Below are 15,129 nucleotides of genomic sequence, written 5' to 3'. Positions count from 1 at the left end.
CGCCTGTCCAATTTCTCAAAAAAATCACAAAAAAATTTTGATTTTCATAAATGGCCAAGCGATAAAATTAGCATTTATGAAAAAAATGAGAAAGGTTCAGCCGCATTTTTAATAAAGGTGAACTTATTTGTGTTCCATGATAAGATAGTAAGAGACCCAGTCATTTGGCTTGGGTCTCTTACGCTAAGCTCATGCTTGCTAGGCGCTTTCATGCACTGCATAGAGAAGCATTTGGCGTAAGAAGAAGGATGAACCGTTTAAGGAGGATGCTTTATGAGACAACAACACGTTAGCTTGATCTCGCATATGAAGAGGATCGGGGGTGAGATCTACTATGAACCGTAGTTCTCAATGGGTAACCGAAAAGCAGGCGATGCTTGAGCAGCTAATGGCGCTCGAGGACATTCGCAGCAAGCAGATCGAGCAATATGTTTTGCAGCATACCATTGAACATAAACGTCTGGAGCAACTGCTAGACCAGTATATCAAGCATATTCAGGCATTGCTTGCCATGAATGAGCCGCCGCGGGAACAGCTTGTGCTGCTTAATCATGAGATCGAAATCGAGTATGTAGAGGATGGCTTTATCGATAAGCTTTGCATCGTGCTGCCGCATGAAATCGACCCGGAATCGGGCAAAATCTCACTGCTGTCACCAGTAGGCCAACAGCTTTTGCTGGCTCCGCTGCACGGTGAGCTTGATTTGGAAACGCCAGCTGGCCTTGCACGCATTAAAATTATTACTATTTCGCGTGCGGCAGCTTAATTGAATAGCAAGAAAAAATAAGGGATAGTAAGGAGATAAGTTCCTCCTCACTGTCCCTTATTTTTACCTCGACTAAGCTACAACGCGTTACATCGTCATCAAAGTCCGGCTTTTTGAACTTCCTTATTGCTTTGCCTTCAAGCGGTATACACAGCTCTGGAAGTCACCGTAGAAGCGCGGAATCGCAAGGCCTGCGTACAGCAGATGGCTTCCAGAATATTCTCCCTTGTCCTGCCCTTCAAACACCTCGTACACTTTGTCAGGATCAAGTCCCTGCAGACGGAAGCGGCCAATCGCGCCGTTCGGCTCCTGAAGCACCTTTACATATACGACAAAGGCCTCGTTCTTGTCCTTGGACACGAACATCCATGCCGTGTCATTGCCCTCAAACGGGCTGAGCAAGCGGTAGAAGTCGCCGAACTGGACAATCGGACGAATTTGCTTATACAGCTCAACCTGATATTTGACAAGCTCCTTCTCCTCATCCGTAAATGTGGACAGATCCAGCTCATAGCCAAAATTGCCCGATAGCGCCACATTGCCGCGCGTCAGCAGCGAGGTGACACGATTGACCTGATGGTTAGGCACCGCAGATACATGCGCGCCCATCGAGCTGACCGGATAGACGATGCTCGTGCCGTACTGGATTTTCAAGCGGGAAATCGCGTCGCTGTTGTCGCTCGTCCATGTTTGCGGCATATAGTACAGCATCCCGGCATCAAAGCGCCCGCCGCCGCCTGAGCATGATTCGAACAATACATGCGGGAACGCGGAAGTGATGCTTTCCAGCACATGATACAAGCCAAGCATATAGCGATGCGCCGTTTCACGCTGGCGATCAGCAGGCAGCAGCGCGGAGCCGATCTCCGTCATGTTGCGGTTCATATCCCATTTGACATAAGTGATAGGCGCGCTCGCCAAAATGTCGGACACTGCCGAAATAATGTAATTCTGCACATCTTGACGAGAAAGGTCGAGCACGAGCTGTTGTCTCGCTTGCGTGCGACGACGTCCTTCGACATGCAGACACCAGTCCGGATGCTGGCGGTAGAGCTCGCTTTCAGGCGACACCATTTCAGGCTCGAACCATAGGCCAAATTGCATTTCCTGCTCGCGAACCTTGGAAACAATACCGTGCAGACCGTTCGGCAGCTTGTCCGTATCGACGACCCAATCTCCGAGCGAGGTAGTATCGTCATTGCGCTTGCCAAACCAGCCGTCATCCAGCACGAACAGCTCGATGCCAAGCTCCTTGCCCGCCTTGACAATCTTTTCAAGCTTCTGCTCGTTGAAGTCAAAATATGTCGCTTCCCAGTTGTTGACCAGAATTGGGCGCACCTGATCGCGGAACTGCCCTCTGATCAGGCGTTTGCGGTACAAATCGTGGAAACGGCGGGACATGCCGCCAATCCCTTCATAGGAATGCACCATAACAACCTCTGGAGCCTGGAAGGACTCGCCAGCCTCCAGCTTCCAATTGAAATCAAATGGGTTGATCCCCATAAACAAGCGGGAATGATGGTAAGGGTCCACCTCAACGCCGGCGATAAAATTGCCGCTGTATACGAGGTTAATGCCATACACATCGCCAACCTGCTCAGTCGCCCCTTCGCTAACAAGCGCCAAAAACGGGTTTTGCGCGTGGCTGCTGGCGCCGCGGCGGCTTTCAATCGACTGCATGCCCGGCTCAAGCTTGCGACGGTGAACATGACGCTCGCGAATCCATGTGCCGGATAGATGCAGCATTTCATAATTGTAAGCTGGCAAATCGACGCTCATGCTAAGTGCCCGCGTTAAATTCAGCACCTCACTGCCGTCATTGCGGTACTGCACAGAGCGCGTAATCGCGGCATAATCGCGGAATACGGTATAGGTCAGCACAATTGCCGCATTTGTCAGCTCGTCGCGCAGCGTAATCAGCAGCGTTTGTGCTTCATCAGTCGCCTCGACATAGACAGCAGGCAAGCCTTGCAGCTGCGGTTTGCCTGCTACAATTTCGTGGGATTCGTATAGGAAATTCGTTACTGTGCTTCCGTTAGGCAGCTGAAATTGATAAGCCGGGGTACGGAAATCCGAGTTGCCATAGGCAGGCAGCTCCTGCTGCAGCGTATCCAGCGAGTAGTCCAGCTCATTGAGATCAGGATTCGGAGTAAAGGACGGACGAATCATTCGCTTATACAGATGGCTTAAATCAGTATCGCTTATAGCACGTCCCCAGTATAAATGCGCCAAATTTCCTTGATCGGTAACCTTTAAAATATAGCTAGTGTCCAATGAACGAAGATGAAAAATTCGCGTTGCTTCATTATAAGTAATCATTTCATAACTCCTCCTAATCATGATTGCAGTCTTTGGCAGCTTTCCCGCATAATAAGCGTCGTGCCGATCTTCACCTGCAGCGCTGCTTCACGTCCTTCCATACGCTCAAGCAGCAGCTTGACGGCTGTTCTGCCGAGCAGCTCGGTATGGGCGCGCACGGTTGTCAAAGGCGGAATGACAAAGCCCGCCAGTTCAATATCGTTAAAGCCTATGATTGACATTTTGCCCGGAACTGGCACTCCCGCTTCATGCAGGGCGCGCAGCGCACCGACAGCCATCGCATCGCTTGCTGCAATACATGCTGTTGGCTCCTGCCCGCCTGCCAGTATCCGCTGCATCGCTTCATATCCACCCTGCGACGACCAATCCGGCACATACTCCACGCATGTAAATCGATGCTTGTACTGGTGCTGCATTTGGATAAAGGCACGATAGCGATGCTCTTCTAGCTGACGCATTTGTCCGGGATTGCGCAGCGAATGAATCCACTCCTGCCCGCTAATGAAGGCGATTCGCTCATGTCCCAGCTCAACCAGGTGATCATAGGCAGATTGGATCGCCGCTTCAAAGTTTAGATGAACCGTGTCATACTGATGCAGCGGCTCGCCATGATTGACAAACACAATGCGGTCTGGCTTTGGAAATGCCTCCAGCACCTCATCCGCCTCGATCGAGCCAATGACAAGCAAGCCATCCAGTGAGGCGGCTTCCTGCTTGGCATGCGCAAGATCGCCGCGAATTACTTTGCTAATCGTTAACCCGTGCTCCTCACAATGCAGCTCGATGCCGCGGCGAACCGCCTTGAAGTAAGGATCATTGTTGCCTTCATCGGCCGTTGACCAGAACATTAAGCCAATTTCCGCATTAGAACGCTGCAGCTCGAGCTTTTGCTTGCGCAACTGCTTTGGCTTATAGCCAAGCTGCTCGGCAACAGCAAAAATTCTTTCCTTTGTTTCAGCGCTTGCATTTAAGGTCGGATCATTGTTGAGCACACGCGATACGGTAGCAGCCGATACCTGCGCCAGCTCTGCAATTTGCCGAATCGTCGCCATGCTTTCCCTCCTCTTGCTGCACATAAGCAACGTGTATGAGATGATGTTGTTTAGTTAATAATTTTACTTAACAAATGCAATTCAATCATACCTAAACTTCCCCAATTATGCAAGCGGTATTACAGCATAGTTGACGAAGCGACAAAGGCATGACATACTAGGCGTGACTGAAGCCCTTTACTGAGGCAGCTTTCAGATACGCTCTAAAGCCAAATTCAGCTTGATCGAATAAGGAGGACGCCCCACTATGAAGCAGCCATCCCCTGACAGCATAGATTTGAACAGCTTTGCAGGCTTACAACAGTATTGCTTGGACTTGCCGGGAACGACAGAAGAATACCCCTTCGGACCGACGCCTCTTGTTATGAAGGTAAGCGGCAAAATGTACGCCCTTATCCAGCCAGGAGACACACCGTCTATTTCATTAAAATGTGATCCGTTTATATCGGAGCTGTTAAGGCAGCAATATGAGGCAGTAAAGCCGGGCTATCATCTCAATAAACGACTCTGGATAACCGTTGATGTCAACGAAACCGTCCCGGCAGAGGAGCTGCGCGACTGGATCGTAAGCTCGTATCAGCTGGTCGTAAGCAAGCTGACAAAAGCACAGCGAGCCGCCTTGCAGCAGCTTGGCGAGCAGCAGTAAGCGTCTGATGGTATCAGCATAATAGAAAAAGCTCGGCTGCAAGGATATTACTCCCCGCAGCCGAGCTTTTGGTCTGTTACCAGAACAGCTATCAATTTAATAAATCGTCTATAAGATTAGGCCTAATTAAACCAAGGCTTGTCGTTCAAACTATTCGATTGTAACCTCTTCGCCACCAAGTGCTTCTTCAGGTACTACAATCGCTTCGATTGCATTGTGATTAGAATATTCTGTCTCGATGTTGGAAACGATTTTCATCGATTGTGCCGCTTCGCTGTTTTCCACTGTCATATCAAACACAACATCCAATTTTAACAGCTTGTTGCTGCTTTTTTCTACTTCAATGTTGTATTGAATAGAATCAACAGTTACGCTGCCTAACTGAGCCATCGTTTCTTGCTGCTGAGCAAGCTGCTCTTCAATCAGCTTAGAAAACTCCTCGCCTTTCGCGCTTAGCGTAAATACATAAACGCCGTCTTTTTCTTCAACTGTAAATTGATCAGCATAATCTACAAGCTGAGAAAGCTGTGCAGAAGGATCAAGCGATTCCTGATCAACGCCTTGTAAAACTTGACCAGCCGCGTCTGCAGGCAGCTTAACCCACATACCAGAGCTCAAATCTTTAACGAAAAAGCCTTCAGCAGTTAGATATGCTTCCATTTCCTGCTTTTGTCCAGCAGCTTCGATTGTTGTTACTTGCTTAAAAGCAACCTCAGGCTTTACTGTAATATCCATTGCACTTACTGTTTTACTTTCTACTACTTCGCCATCTGCCTCGATCTTTTGATCTGCAGTCATATTGATGGAGAAGCTGTCTAAGCCAGAGGCTTCGCTAACAACTGCAACAAAGAGATCCTTGTCAGTTTCAGCGGAAGATCCTGTATTCGTTTCTTTATTTCCGTTTTCCTGTTGTACAGGTGTACCTGTAGATTTCGGATCAGACTCGCCACAAGCGGCAAGCAATACCAGACTCAGTACTAGCAACATTGACATTAATGATTTTCTTACTAATTTTTTCAAAACAATACCCCACTCCTTTTTTCTATTACAAGCCATCTTAAGCTTAACATAAATCGATAGCTTGCAGCTGCTGCATCATTAAACAGTTAAATTTTGGATAGGAATGCAACAATACGAAAAAGTATATCATATCACCAGATATCGTCAACAGTCTTTTAGTCCTGGGTCAAAAGTACAATTTTCCTTGAATTTGGTATGAGCTACTATCATAACCTGTTCGGCTGCCTAACGATAAAAGGCATCAAGCCAGTTAATCTGGACATGATGCCTTTGCAGGGTTTATCGGGTTTGTAACGCCTATTAATCTTTATTGATGGTTGCTGCGTTCCTCGAGCTCATGAAGCTCGTCATGGAGCTGTTCGAGACTTTTGTCCTTGATGTCGATGCCTTTGGACTTGGCATATTCGCGGATTTTTTCCAGTTTTTTCGCACGAAATTCCTGCTTGAATGCTTCCCATTTTTCAGGCTGCGCCTTTTTCGCCTGGTCGACTTCAGCCTTTAGCTGCTCAAGCGATTTTCCATCAGTTGAAATATCAAAATATTGCGCCAGCCGCTTCAGCTTTTTTATGCGCATTTGCTTGATTTCTTCGCTTGTCATTTTTTTATGAGCATGGGGATGTGCCTGCTTATCCAGCTTCGTTTCATCCTGCTGTTTACTTGAGCCTTTGACATCCAAATCAGACATTGCCCCGCTTGCCATTGGCAGCATCAAGCTGTATGCAAGCATGGCGCTGGCAATTGACACCACAATCGTTCTAGTTTTACTCATGCTGTAACCTCCACTGTGTTGATCTACCTTGCTCAATCACAGTATTCCCAAGGCTTGGCATAATAATCATTTTTTAGCTCCGCTGGCTGCTGGAGTGCCTACGATTCTCCCGCTAGCTCTGCTGACTGCTGAATGGCCTACGATTCTCCCGCTGAATCTGCTTGTTGTTCGAGCTTTTCCAGCTCCTGCTTCAGCCATTCTGCGTCAAAATGCTCGCCGATAAATACAGCCACATCGTGGACAGTCCCTTGCGGCTCAATTCGCATAAAATCAGATTCACGATACGCAAATTGGAACAAGAAGCGGCTCGGAAGATCCCGGAACGTCATAATCCCCTTTGCCCGATAAATGTTGGCAGGCAGCTGTGCCAGCCACGCTTCAAACTGCTCGCTATGCGGTGGCTGCTTCCAGTAATGCGTATGAGCCATAACATGGGAGTGATGATGGTGCGAGGCATGCGTATGCTCATGCTCGCCATCCGTATGCTCGTGCGTGTGCTCATGCGCATGGCAGTGATCAGGCTCGTCCGTATGCTCATGCGCATGGCAGTGATCAGGCTCGTGCGTGTGCTCATGCACGTGTCCATGACCAGGCTCGTCTGTATGCTCATGCGCATGGCCGTATCTTTGCTGTGCAGCTTGCGCTTGTTTAGCTGCCTCGCTATGCCCAGGAGCTTGCGCTGTTAGGTCAGCTGAGCTTGGCTGCAGCAGCCACGACCAATCCTTAAGCCGGGCTTGGGTTGTCGTAATGATCGGAGCATAGCCGTTCAGCTCTCTAACAAGCTGCTGCAGCTCAACGACCTGCTCAGGATGCAGACGATCGCATTTATTCAGCAAAATTAGCGTAGCACAGCGGATCTGCTCCTGCATCAGCCGATAGGTTTTATCTTTGGCCGACTTCGAGCGTGCCAGCATATGCTCGCTATCGACAACCGTGACAACTTCCTGCAGCTTGGCATGCTTGTACATCGATGTTTCCGATATCGCGTCTATGCTTTCTAAAGGATGCGCAGCGCCTGTAGATTCTACAATAACAAGATCAGGCTTGTACTGCTGCAGCAGCTGATTCAGCTCAAGCGATAAATCGCCGCGCATGCTGCAGCAAATACAGCCTCCCAGCACCTCCGCCATCGCAACCTCCTTGCTCACAAGCTGGCCATCGAGATTTACCTCGCCAAGCTCATTCATCAGCACAGCCGGAGTCAAGCCGGCAGCTTGCGCTTGCTCAACCATTTGGGAAAGCAGGGTTGTTTTGCCACTTCCTAAAAATCCTGACAATAAATAAATTGGTACAATTTTCATCTGGTAACCCTTCTTTTATATAGACTTGCTTCATTATAGCTTATCTGCATAAAAGGAAGAAAGCCCTTGGTTGCCCAAGGACTTTCCGCAGGTCCGATCAAAGCTGGTTTAGCACATACATAATACAAGAAGAACCAACAAAATAAACAATACTAAAATCCAGCTAGCACTTAACCCGCCAAATCCACCACCATATCCCCCAACTTTACCGCCGTATGCTGGATTAACACTACCAGCAACATTTGCCGCATAATTCATTCACGTCAACTCCTTTGAATTAAGGTACACCATATCTTATGTCAGTTAGGACGAAATGTATGGGCAACTGCCTAAACAGGGGAGCTGCCCTTCCATTTTCCACATTCGCCTATCTTGCTGCATACTAGACATCCGTCCATGCTCATAAATCAAGGCTTGCATATAGTACAGTGTAGTCACTTACTTGAGGAGGTGCATGTTACTATGAAAGGTTACGCTGGTGGATACTCGAGCTCTGCATTTATTTTGGTGCTATTCATTTTATTAGTGCTTCTTATCGTTTGCTTCGGTTACTAATTTAACCCGAATGCTCTGTAACATGGTATGAAAGAAAAGCAGCACAACAAGGGAATGCGATATGGGGATCGCATTCCCTTTTATTGTTGACTGGCCCAATGAAACTACTCATAATATATAGAAAGGAGGTGTGAAAAATGGATACTGGCAGAACCGATTCCATGCTAATGGAACTGCTCACGCTTGTACATGGCATAAAAGATGAACAAGTTAATTTCGCCCAGCAAGTCAACAGTCGCTTTGATCTTGTTGAAACGCGGTTAGACGGCATTGATACTCAACTGAACAGCGTCGAATCACGATTAGATGGCCTTGAAACGCGGTTAGATGGCCTTGATACTCAACTGAACAGCGTCGAATCACGATTAGATGGCCTTGAAACGCGGTTAGACGGCATTGATACTCGACTGAACAGTGTCGAATCACGATTAGATGGCCTTGAATCACGATTAGACGGCGTTGAATCACGATTAGACGGCGTTGAAGCTCAACTCAAAGACGTTGACTTACGTCTGGGACATGTCGCAGCAAGACTTGACGGCGTCGAATCACGATTAGATGGCGTTGAAGCTCAACTCAAAGACGTTGACTTACGCTTCGGACATGTCGAGGTTCAACTAGAGGGTATGGAAAAAACAATAAATGCTACCTTTGACCAAACCGGACAAATAAGTGAAGATGTAGGGTATATCCTGCATGGCCGCCTTGACGCCCAACGCAACATGATTGCCCGCATTGAAGAAGATGTCGAGCAGTTGAAAGCTCGTCAGCATCTCTAGCTCTTAGTGCCTCTCATTGCATGATCACGCTTTGTTAGTAAGGAAGCACCTTCATACTTAGCGTTTGATCAAGTGTTGAAGTCCATTAAGAGCTGAGTATGCTGATCCTGAGTAATTAGAGCAAATTTTCGAGCTCATCAATGAAAGCAGGACGTCTAGCATACCGGGTTGTAAATTTATCAATGACCGCTGCCTGTTTATCCTTGCCAACCGTTTTCCCGTACTGTCTTATCACCTTGCATACCCGCTTATAATCTTTACGGTTGGAAGAAGTCTCCGCAAGTTGATCAATAAATTCACGATAAATCTGCTCAACCTCTTCCGGATAGCGATCCATTAATCTTGCAGCGTAGCTCTCGATTGAGGAAGGCGAACTGCGTACATAACTCATCATTTCCTCTACATCATTTTTATCCGAAATTAGTTTCAGATAAATCTCACGCACACCCCAGCCTTTAGCCTTCTTTAGCTCAGCAAGCATGCTGCGATAAAACACAAGCTCGTCCTCTTCATTAAGCGACTCTAATTCCTGGTAATACTTATAGTCTCCTGTCAGCAGCAGCTCTTTCGCCAGCAGCCATTGCTCTTTCTTGAGGTTACGCTGTTTGTATGCCTCATATCTGGCATTTTTCCACTTAATGACGAGACCCGGAAAGCCCTTGTCCTGCTGCTCTCCCTCTTTAGCCAGCTCAATAACAGCAGTATAGTCTCCGCTCTCCATCCGTCTTGAAATCTGCAAGGCTCTGAATGCAGGAAAAAGAAGGTGGTTCGCAATAAATAGCTCCGCTTCCTCGCCAGTACCGTAAGCTTCGATTAGTTCATATAAAATCATAAGCAAAGCTTCCTGAGTATAGGCGCCGTACGTTTGTGTGGCAGAAGCATCAATTTGAAGTTCAATGGCTGCCTTAAGCTGCTCACGTAACTCCTCCATCTCTGATAACTTACTACAAATGCGGAATAATGCTATCTGAAATTCATCCCAGCCTTGAAAAATGCCGCTCCTGCTTACAGCAAGCAGGCGATTCATGTAATATTGCTGCAAAGCAAGGTCTTGTTTATTCAAGCTGCATGTGAGCATAAAAATACGTTCAAGGGCACTATCAACCAGTATCCCTATATCGCCATTTGAGTCATCTGCATACTGAAAGGCCTCAATAGCTTCCGCTAATATCATTAAAGCAGCTTCCAGCTCTAAACGCTCATCATTCGCGGCATTAAAGTTTTCCAGCAGCTCAAGCATTTCTATTGTAAACCGATGAGTTTCTCTATACGGGATAAAGCCGTCTCTATCGGAATACCTGCGCACGGTCGACTGAATTAGTTTGCTATAAGAAGCAAGCCGCTGCTCGTTATTGCCTTCACCGTATTGCAGCAGTAACGCATTTCTCAAATGCTCATCCTGCTTTGCCAGCTCTAACAAAATCCCTTTCAGCTCGTCCTTGGTTAGCTTGTTCAAAATCTTTTCTATGCTTGGTTGTTTGCTCATAAGAATAATTACTCCCTAATGTTCATGGTTTTGTGGAGGCAAAGCATCAATCGCCTTCTGTAGCTCAGAGCGAACTTTTTTATACTCAATCTCTTGCCAAGCCTTTAACAGCGGCACAAAATCGGGATTTTTCGTTTGTTTGATCTTCTCAATCAACAGTAAAATCATTTCCCGGTTGCGATCCTTAAGCTGGCTTACATAGCTATAATCAGTGCCTTTCAGCAGCTCGGATAACTGAACCAGCAACTCTTCCACAAACTGTTAGAATCCATACACAGGGCAGCTTTCCAGCCCGTGCTTTTTTATCTGTTGGTTGTTGGAGCCTTTAAGTATAAAGCAAAGCATGTTCCTGCCACCAACAGAGATGATTTCATCCGCTGCTCGCAAAATCGCCTTAATCTCCACATCTGGCAGCCGCTTAATAGCTCCAGTATCTAAATCATAGCTAACTCTAGCTCTTCTGCTCAATTACATCACCTTTATCAGAGTCATTTGTTTTCTACATTGTATCACACTATTTTTTACTCCATTTTAATATACATATTAATCAAATTGCACACAAAAGTGGGGCTGTCAGTGATCCAGTATAAACTGAAAAACTGATCAACCCCTTCTCTTGTCTGTAATCCTTCCACCACATGCCTACGGTGCAAATTGCTGCTTTAGCTTGCGTGCAAGCTGCGCCATATCATCAATCTCCTGATCAATATTTGCTGTGGCAGCCTGCTGCTGTTCCGTGGCGGCAAGCAGCTGCTCGACTGAGGCTACGCCCTGCTCTGTAATGGCTGCCATGCTCAGCATTTCATCATACATATGTTTAGATTTATCCTGCAGCCTGTAAGTAAACTCGTACAAGCTGTCTATAATATGCTGCATTGCCTCGTTCGCCTGCTGCATCGTCTCATATTGCTCAACTGCACTGCGAGAGAGCTCCGCCGTTTGGCGTGTACCTTGCTCCCCAGCATCCAGCCGCTCGACCATTTGCTGAGCCTCGTCTGTTATTCCGCTCAGCACCTCTTGAATCTCCTCAGTGGCAATTCTTGATTGATCCGCCAGGGACTGAATTTCTTTAGCCACCACGCTAAAGCCACGACCATGCTCACCTGCTCGCGAAGCTTCAATCGCAGCATTCAGAGCCAGCATTTTTGTTTGCATGGAAATGCGCGTAATCAGCTTCATCGCAGCTTCAATTTGCGCTGTCGCCAGATTAAAAGCTTTAGCAGCATGAGAGGTTTGCTCGATTGCCTCCGCTACGTTATGTACTTGATCGTTCAATTGTGCCAGCGTAGCATAGCTTTGCTCTGCCGTGCTTGCCGCTTCCTTGGTGTGCTTGTACAGCATATCAAATGCTTCCGTATTTTCACGCACCAATGACTTTACCTCATTCAGCTCGCGATGAACATCATTAATGGCGTCACTTTGCTTCGTAAAGCCATTAGTCACCTCCTTGAACGATTGCAGCATTTCCTGCGATGTCTGCACATGCTGGCTTGATTGCTCCCGCATAGCAGCAGCGCTATTCTCCAGCTCATTAGATAACTGCTCGGCATTCACCACCAGCTGCTGCAGCTTTGCATCCTTTTCCTGCTTCTCAGCTTCAACAGCAGCCATGACACGCTGCTTAGCATAAATTTGCCTGATCGTAGCAAGAGACGTAAGGACAAGGAACAGAGCATGAATTGAAAACATGCCGAAGGAATACGCATTCGCACCAAACACGAGCTGCGGAAGCCAAAGCAAGCCTACAACATGCTGCAGCGCAAAAACAGCTGTACTTACGGTGATCAGCTTAATTTGCTCATAATAGGCAATGGCAGCGACAACCATAAATATCGAAAAATGCAGCTCCACCATGCCGCCTCCCCCAGCGATCAGCGAAATGCTGGAAAAGGTTAACGACAATGTATTCAGCAAAGCAATCAACGGATGCTCTTGATTTCGCCGATACAGTACAAAGGCCGCTGCAAAAAATAAACCAGGAACAAGGAATATAAGATTCAGCGCAAGCCCATACACCTCTTCGTCCAGTACAAGATAACTGGCCGCAGTTAACCCATGATGCATCCAGTTATGCAGCACATCGAATACACGATTCAGCAAATGGAAGGCCAAGCTGAGCAAAATTGCGATAGCTGTATATAGAAGCATCAATCGATTTTTATGCTTTAACATGTTCAACTCTCTCTTTCAAGTCTGTATCATCAGTACGCAAGGCTATTCGCCATCATAACCATGCTACGAAATAAGTCTGAAATTATTATGAACAGCTTTCAGCAGCAACTTGGATGCATACAAAAAGCAACAGGAAATCCTGTTGCTTTATAGAGAGAATGATGATGAATTTATTCAGCTTTTACTTCAGAGTAGGATTTGCCTTGGCTTAGGCCATGCTTAGCTGCAATTCCAATCAACTCGTTATATTGATCTTCGGTAAGCTTTTCAAGCAGAAGATCTCTTGCTTCTTTCTTCTCTTCTACACTAAGTCCACCGCTAGCCAGCTTTTGAAGTGCAGAAATATCGGATGCAGACAGGCTGCCCATAAGCGTTGATACAACTTTTGCTTTGTCCTTAATAGAAATGTTTTCTTCTACTTCTTTCGCTTTATCGGAAGAAACCTCTGGGCTGTAGCCTCCGCTGTTAGAACCACTCGAACCTTGCTGCTCAGATCCGCTTGCCTGCTCTCCATTAGAGCCATTAGAGCTATTCGGTTGCTGTCCGTTAGAGCTTGAAGAAGAACTATCAGAACCACCGTTGCTTGAGTTAGTTCCGCCACCGTTTGATGGATCAGTTGAATTGCCTGTGTTTTGGCTATTACCTGATGAAACCGACTGATTTGGATCACCAACAGCCCCATCATTAGTACCAGTTCCAGTATCAGTTTCTGAATCTCCATTACCTGTCGGCGGCGATACTGTGCCATCACTATTTCCAGACTCATTGACATCCTCTTCACCAATGAGATCGTCCACGCTCATGCCAACCATTGAATCAAGCACCTTATCAACCGCATAATTTGCAGCAAATAATCCACCTACAACTAAAACAATCAGTATACTTGCTATCCATATCGTTACTTTTTGCCATCTCTTCATTTTAACCATCTCCGTCCAACTAAAAATACTACGACAATTCCAAGAATCGCTCCCGCACTATCAATTGCAACATCTCGTATGCTAGCGCCTCTGCCTTCAATAAACAATTGATGAGACTCATCAATGACGGCATAGCTCATCGCAATAAAAAGTGTAATGATTGCGGATCTTCTCCAGCTTAGCTTTTTGAGTCGACACATCGTGATAAGAAATATCGCCAAAAAGAAAAACAATGAGAAATGCGCCAGCTTTCTTAAAATACGATTCCACTCAGCCAATGAAAGCTCATAACCTGTCCATTTCTCTATATACGGCAAGGAATGTGCAGCAAAAGTCATACTTAAATGACTGGATTGACTGGCAGGCTGATTCGACAGCATGAAAATCGCAACTGCTAGCATTATGGTGAGCGTTCCTAGTATTAGACGCAATATTACTGACTTTTGTTTCATTAATCGCTATTTTCCTTAATGATTTTATTTAGATACGCCAAAAACGGCTCCTTTAGCTCATCACGACGAAGCGCGTATTCGACTGTTGCTTCGAGAAATCCTAGCTTATCCCCCACATCATAGCGTCTGCCGCTAAACTCGTAGGCATAGACCGCTTCTTTACGAGAAAGTTGGTTCAAGGCATCGGTTAACTGGATTTCACCATTCGCTCCCGGCGGTGTTTTTTCAAGAATGCTAAAAATTTCTGGTGTAATAATATAGCGACCGAGAATGGCAATATTGGTAGGAGCTTCTTCCGTTTTAGGTTTTTCTACTAAGCGATTGACACGAGATACCGTAGTGTCAATTTTATGTCCGTCAACAATTCCATATTTATGAATGTCCTTATGTTCAACTTGCTGCACGCCAAGAATAGAGCTATTGTAATACTCGTACACATCAATGAGTTGCTTTAAGCAAGGTGTATCGCTATAGACGATATCATCGCCAAGCAATACGGCAAATGGCTCATTGCCAATAAAGCTTTTAGCGCAATAGATCGCATGGCCAAGTCCTTTAGGCTCTTTTTGGCGGATATAGTGGATATTCACCATATTCGATATTTTGCGTACCTCTTTTAACAACTCAACCTTGCCCTTAGCTTCCAGCTCTAATTCGAGCTCAACAGATTTATCGAAGTGATCTTCAATCGACTTTTTGTTACGACCCGTAATGATCAAAATCTCATCAATACCAGATTCAACCGCTTCCTCGATAATATATTGCAGCGTCGGTTTATCAACAATTGGCAGCATTTCCTTCGGTTGCGCCTTCGTAGCTGGCAAGAAACGAGTGCCAAGACCTGCTGCTGGAATTATTGCCTTACGGATTTTCATATTAAACCTCCATTTCG

At 46.4% G+C, this 15,129-nt stretch carries 16 protein-coding genes; 3 read left to right on the top strand and 13 right to left on the bottom strand.

Annotation, left to right across the window (positions count from 1 at the left end):
- Window positions 1–334 precede the first annotated feature (334 nt).
- Entirely contained in the window at window positions 335–766 is a 432-nt protein-coding gene (locus KJS52_RS10775; RefSeq protein ID WP_213514845.1) for a GreA/GreB family elongation factor, read from the top strand.
- A gap of 123 nt (window positions 767–889) precedes the next feature.
- Here KJS52_RS10775 and KJS52_RS10770 read toward each other — a convergent pair whose 3' ends face one another.
- Together KJS52_RS10770 and KJS52_RS10765 are read right to left on the bottom strand one after the other, a co-directional pair.
- Complete coding sequence (locus KJS52_RS10770) at window positions 890–3,085, bottom strand: alpha-galactosidase (RefSeq protein WP_213514843.1); 2,196 nt, start codon at window positions 3,083–3,085, stop codon at window positions 890–892.
- Between the two features lie 17 nt (window positions 3,086–3,102).
- Window positions 3,103–4,137, bottom strand: coding sequence for a LacI family DNA-binding transcriptional regulator (locus KJS52_RS10765; protein ID WP_213514841.1), 1,035 nt, complete (start codon window positions 4,135–4,137; stop codon window positions 3,103–3,105).
- Between the two features lie 247 nt (window positions 4,138–4,384).
- Here KJS52_RS10765 and KJS52_RS10760 point away from each other — a divergent pair, with 247 nt between their 5' ends.
- The gene (locus KJS52_RS10760; RefSeq protein ID WP_213514839.1) at window positions 4,385–4,783 is read left to right on the top strand and encodes an MmcQ/YjbR family DNA-binding protein; all 399 of its coding nucleotides are present in this window, start codon (window positions 4,385–4,387) and stop codon (window positions 4,781–4,783) included.
- Window positions 4,784–4,933: 150 nt separating this feature from the next.
- Here KJS52_RS10760 and KJS52_RS10755 read toward each other — a convergent pair whose 3' ends face one another.
- From KJS52_RS10755 to KJS52_RS10740, 4 genes are all read right to left on the bottom strand, one after another.
- Complete coding sequence (locus KJS52_RS10755) at window positions 4,934–5,803, bottom strand: DUF6612 family protein (RefSeq protein ID WP_213514837.1); 870 nt, start codon at window positions 5,801–5,803, stop codon at window positions 4,934–4,936.
- Between the two features lie 307 nt (window positions 5,804–6,110).
- Window positions 6,111–6,572 (bottom strand): hypothetical protein, encoded by a 462-nt coding sequence (locus KJS52_RS10750; RefSeq protein ID WP_213514836.1) that lies wholly within the window; start codon window positions 6,570–6,572, stop codon window positions 6,111–6,113.
- Window positions 6,573–6,709: 137 nt separating this feature from the next.
- The gene (locus KJS52_RS10745) at window positions 6,710–7,873 is read right to left on the bottom strand and encodes a CobW family GTP-binding protein (protein WP_213514834.1); all 1,164 of its coding nucleotides are present in this window, start codon (window positions 7,871–7,873) and stop codon (window positions 6,710–6,712) included.
- A 108-nt stretch (window positions 7,874–7,981) separates the two neighbouring features.
- Window positions 7,982–8,131: a sporulation protein YjcZ gene (locus KJS52_RS10740; protein ID WP_213514833.1), complete on the bottom strand. Its 150-nt coding sequence runs from the start codon at window positions 8,129–8,131 to the stop codon at window positions 7,982–7,984.
- A gap of 434 nt (window positions 8,132–8,565) precedes the next feature.
- Between KJS52_RS10740 and KJS52_RS10735 the strand changes: the two genes are divergently transcribed.
- Window positions 8,566–9,207 (top strand): polyhedral envelope domain-containing protein, encoded by a 642-nt coding sequence (locus KJS52_RS10735; protein WP_213514831.1) that lies wholly within the window; start codon window positions 8,566–8,568, stop codon window positions 9,205–9,207.
- A gap of 115 nt (window positions 9,208–9,322) precedes the next feature.
- Here KJS52_RS10735 and KJS52_RS10730 read toward each other — a convergent pair whose 3' ends face one another.
- From KJS52_RS10730 to galU, 7 genes are all read right to left on the bottom strand, one after another.
- Window positions 9,323–10,693, bottom strand: coding sequence for a hypothetical protein (locus KJS52_RS10730; RefSeq protein WP_213514829.1), 1,371 nt, complete (start codon window positions 10,691–10,693; stop codon window positions 9,323–9,325).
- A 15-nt stretch (window positions 10,694–10,708) separates the two neighbouring features.
- Window positions 10,709–10,948, bottom strand: a complete 240-nt coding sequence (locus KJS52_RS10725) for a hypothetical protein (RefSeq protein WP_213514827.1) — start codon at window positions 10,946–10,948, stop codon at window positions 10,709–10,711.
- 6 nt (window positions 10,949–10,954) lie between these two features.
- The gene (locus KJS52_RS10720) at window positions 10,955–11,161 is read right to left on the bottom strand and encodes an RQC domain-containing protein (protein WP_213514825.1); all 207 of its coding nucleotides are present in this window, start codon (window positions 11,159–11,161) and stop codon (window positions 10,955–10,957) included.
- Window positions 11,162–11,335: 174 nt separating this feature from the next.
- Window positions 11,336–12,865 (bottom strand): methyl-accepting chemotaxis protein, encoded by a 1,530-nt coding sequence (locus KJS52_RS10715; protein ID WP_213514823.1) that lies wholly within the window; start codon window positions 12,863–12,865, stop codon window positions 11,336–11,338.
- A gap of 170 nt (window positions 12,866–13,035) precedes the next feature.
- Window positions 13,036–13,785 carry a hypothetical protein gene (locus tag KJS52_RS10710; RefSeq protein ID WP_213514822.1) on the bottom strand — a complete coding sequence of 250 codons (750 nt, stop codon included), beginning with the start codon at window positions 13,783–13,785 and terminating at the stop codon, window positions 13,036–13,038.
- Complete coding sequence (locus KJS52_RS10705; RefSeq protein WP_213514820.1) at window positions 13,782–14,237, bottom strand: VanZ family protein; 456 nt, start codon at window positions 14,235–14,237, stop codon at window positions 13,782–13,784. Before KJS52_RS10705 ends, KJS52_RS10710 begins: the two co-directional genes overlap by 4 nt.
- Window positions 14,237–15,112 carry a UTP--glucose-1-phosphate uridylyltransferase GalU gene (galU, locus tag KJS52_RS10700; protein WP_213514818.1) on the bottom strand — a complete coding sequence of 292 codons (876 nt, stop codon included), beginning with the start codon at window positions 15,110–15,112 and terminating at the stop codon, window positions 14,237–14,239. The genes KJS52_RS10705 and galU overlap by 1 nt, the downstream gene beginning before the upstream one ends.
- Window positions 15,113–15,129 lie beyond the last annotated feature (17 nt).

Source organism: Paenibacillus montaniterrae, from assembly GCF_018403185.1.
Taxonomy (GTDB): Bacteria; Bacillota; Bacilli; order Paenibacillales; family Paenibacillaceae; genus Pristimantibacillus; species Pristimantibacillus montaniterrae.
Note: the sequence above shows the minus strand (reverse complement) of the source record. Positions and strands in the feature narration are given on the sequence as shown.

Bases quoted from the DNA above. Each gene is read 5' to 3' on its own strand.
- KJS52_RS10775 (WP_213514845.1), top strand. From the start codon at position 335: ATGAACCGTAGTTCTCAATGGGTAACCGAAAAGCAGGCGATGCTTGAG.
- KJS52_RS10770 (WP_213514843.1), bottom strand. From the start codon at position 3,085: ATGATTACTTATAATGAAGCAACGCGAATTTTTCATCTTCGTTCATTG.
- KJS52_RS10765 (WP_213514841.1), bottom strand. From the start codon at position 4,137: ATGGCGACGATTCGGCAAATTGCAGAGCTGGCGCAGGTATCGGCTGCT.
- KJS52_RS10760 (WP_213514839.1), top strand. From the start codon at position 4,385: ATGAAGCAGCCATCCCCTGACAGCATAGATTTGAACAGCTTTGCAGGC.
- KJS52_RS10750 (WP_213514836.1), bottom strand. From the start codon at position 6,572: ATGAGTAAAACTAGAACGATTGTGGTGTCAATTGCCAGCGCCATGCTT.
- KJS52_RS10745 (WP_213514834.1), bottom strand. From the start codon at position 7,873: ATGAAAATTGTACCAATTTATTTATTGTCAGGATTTTTAGGAAGTGGC.
- KJS52_RS10740 (WP_213514833.1), bottom strand. From the start codon at position 8,131: ATGAATTATGCGGCAAATGTTGCTGGTAGTGTTAATCCAGCATACGGC.
- KJS52_RS10735 (WP_213514831.1), top strand. From the start codon at position 8,566: ATGGATACTGGCAGAACCGATTCCATGCTAATGGAACTGCTCACGCTT.
- KJS52_RS10730 (WP_213514829.1), bottom strand. From the start codon at position 10,693: ATGAGCAAACAACCAAGCATAGAAAAGATTTTGAACAAGCTAACCAAG.
- KJS52_RS10715 (WP_213514823.1), bottom strand. From the start codon at position 12,865: ATGTTAAAGCATAAAAATCGATTGATGCTTCTATATACAGCTATCGCA.
- KJS52_RS10710 (WP_213514822.1), bottom strand. From the start codon at position 13,785: ATGAAGAGATGGCAAAAAGTAACGATATGGATAGCAAGTATACTGATT.
- KJS52_RS10705 (WP_213514820.1), bottom strand. From the start codon at position 14,237: ATGAAACAAAAGTCAGTAATATTGCGTCTAATACTAGGAACGCTCACC.
- galU (WP_213514818.1), bottom strand. From the start codon at position 15,112: ATGAAAATCCGTAAGGCAATAATTCCAGCAGCAGGTCTTGGCACTCGT.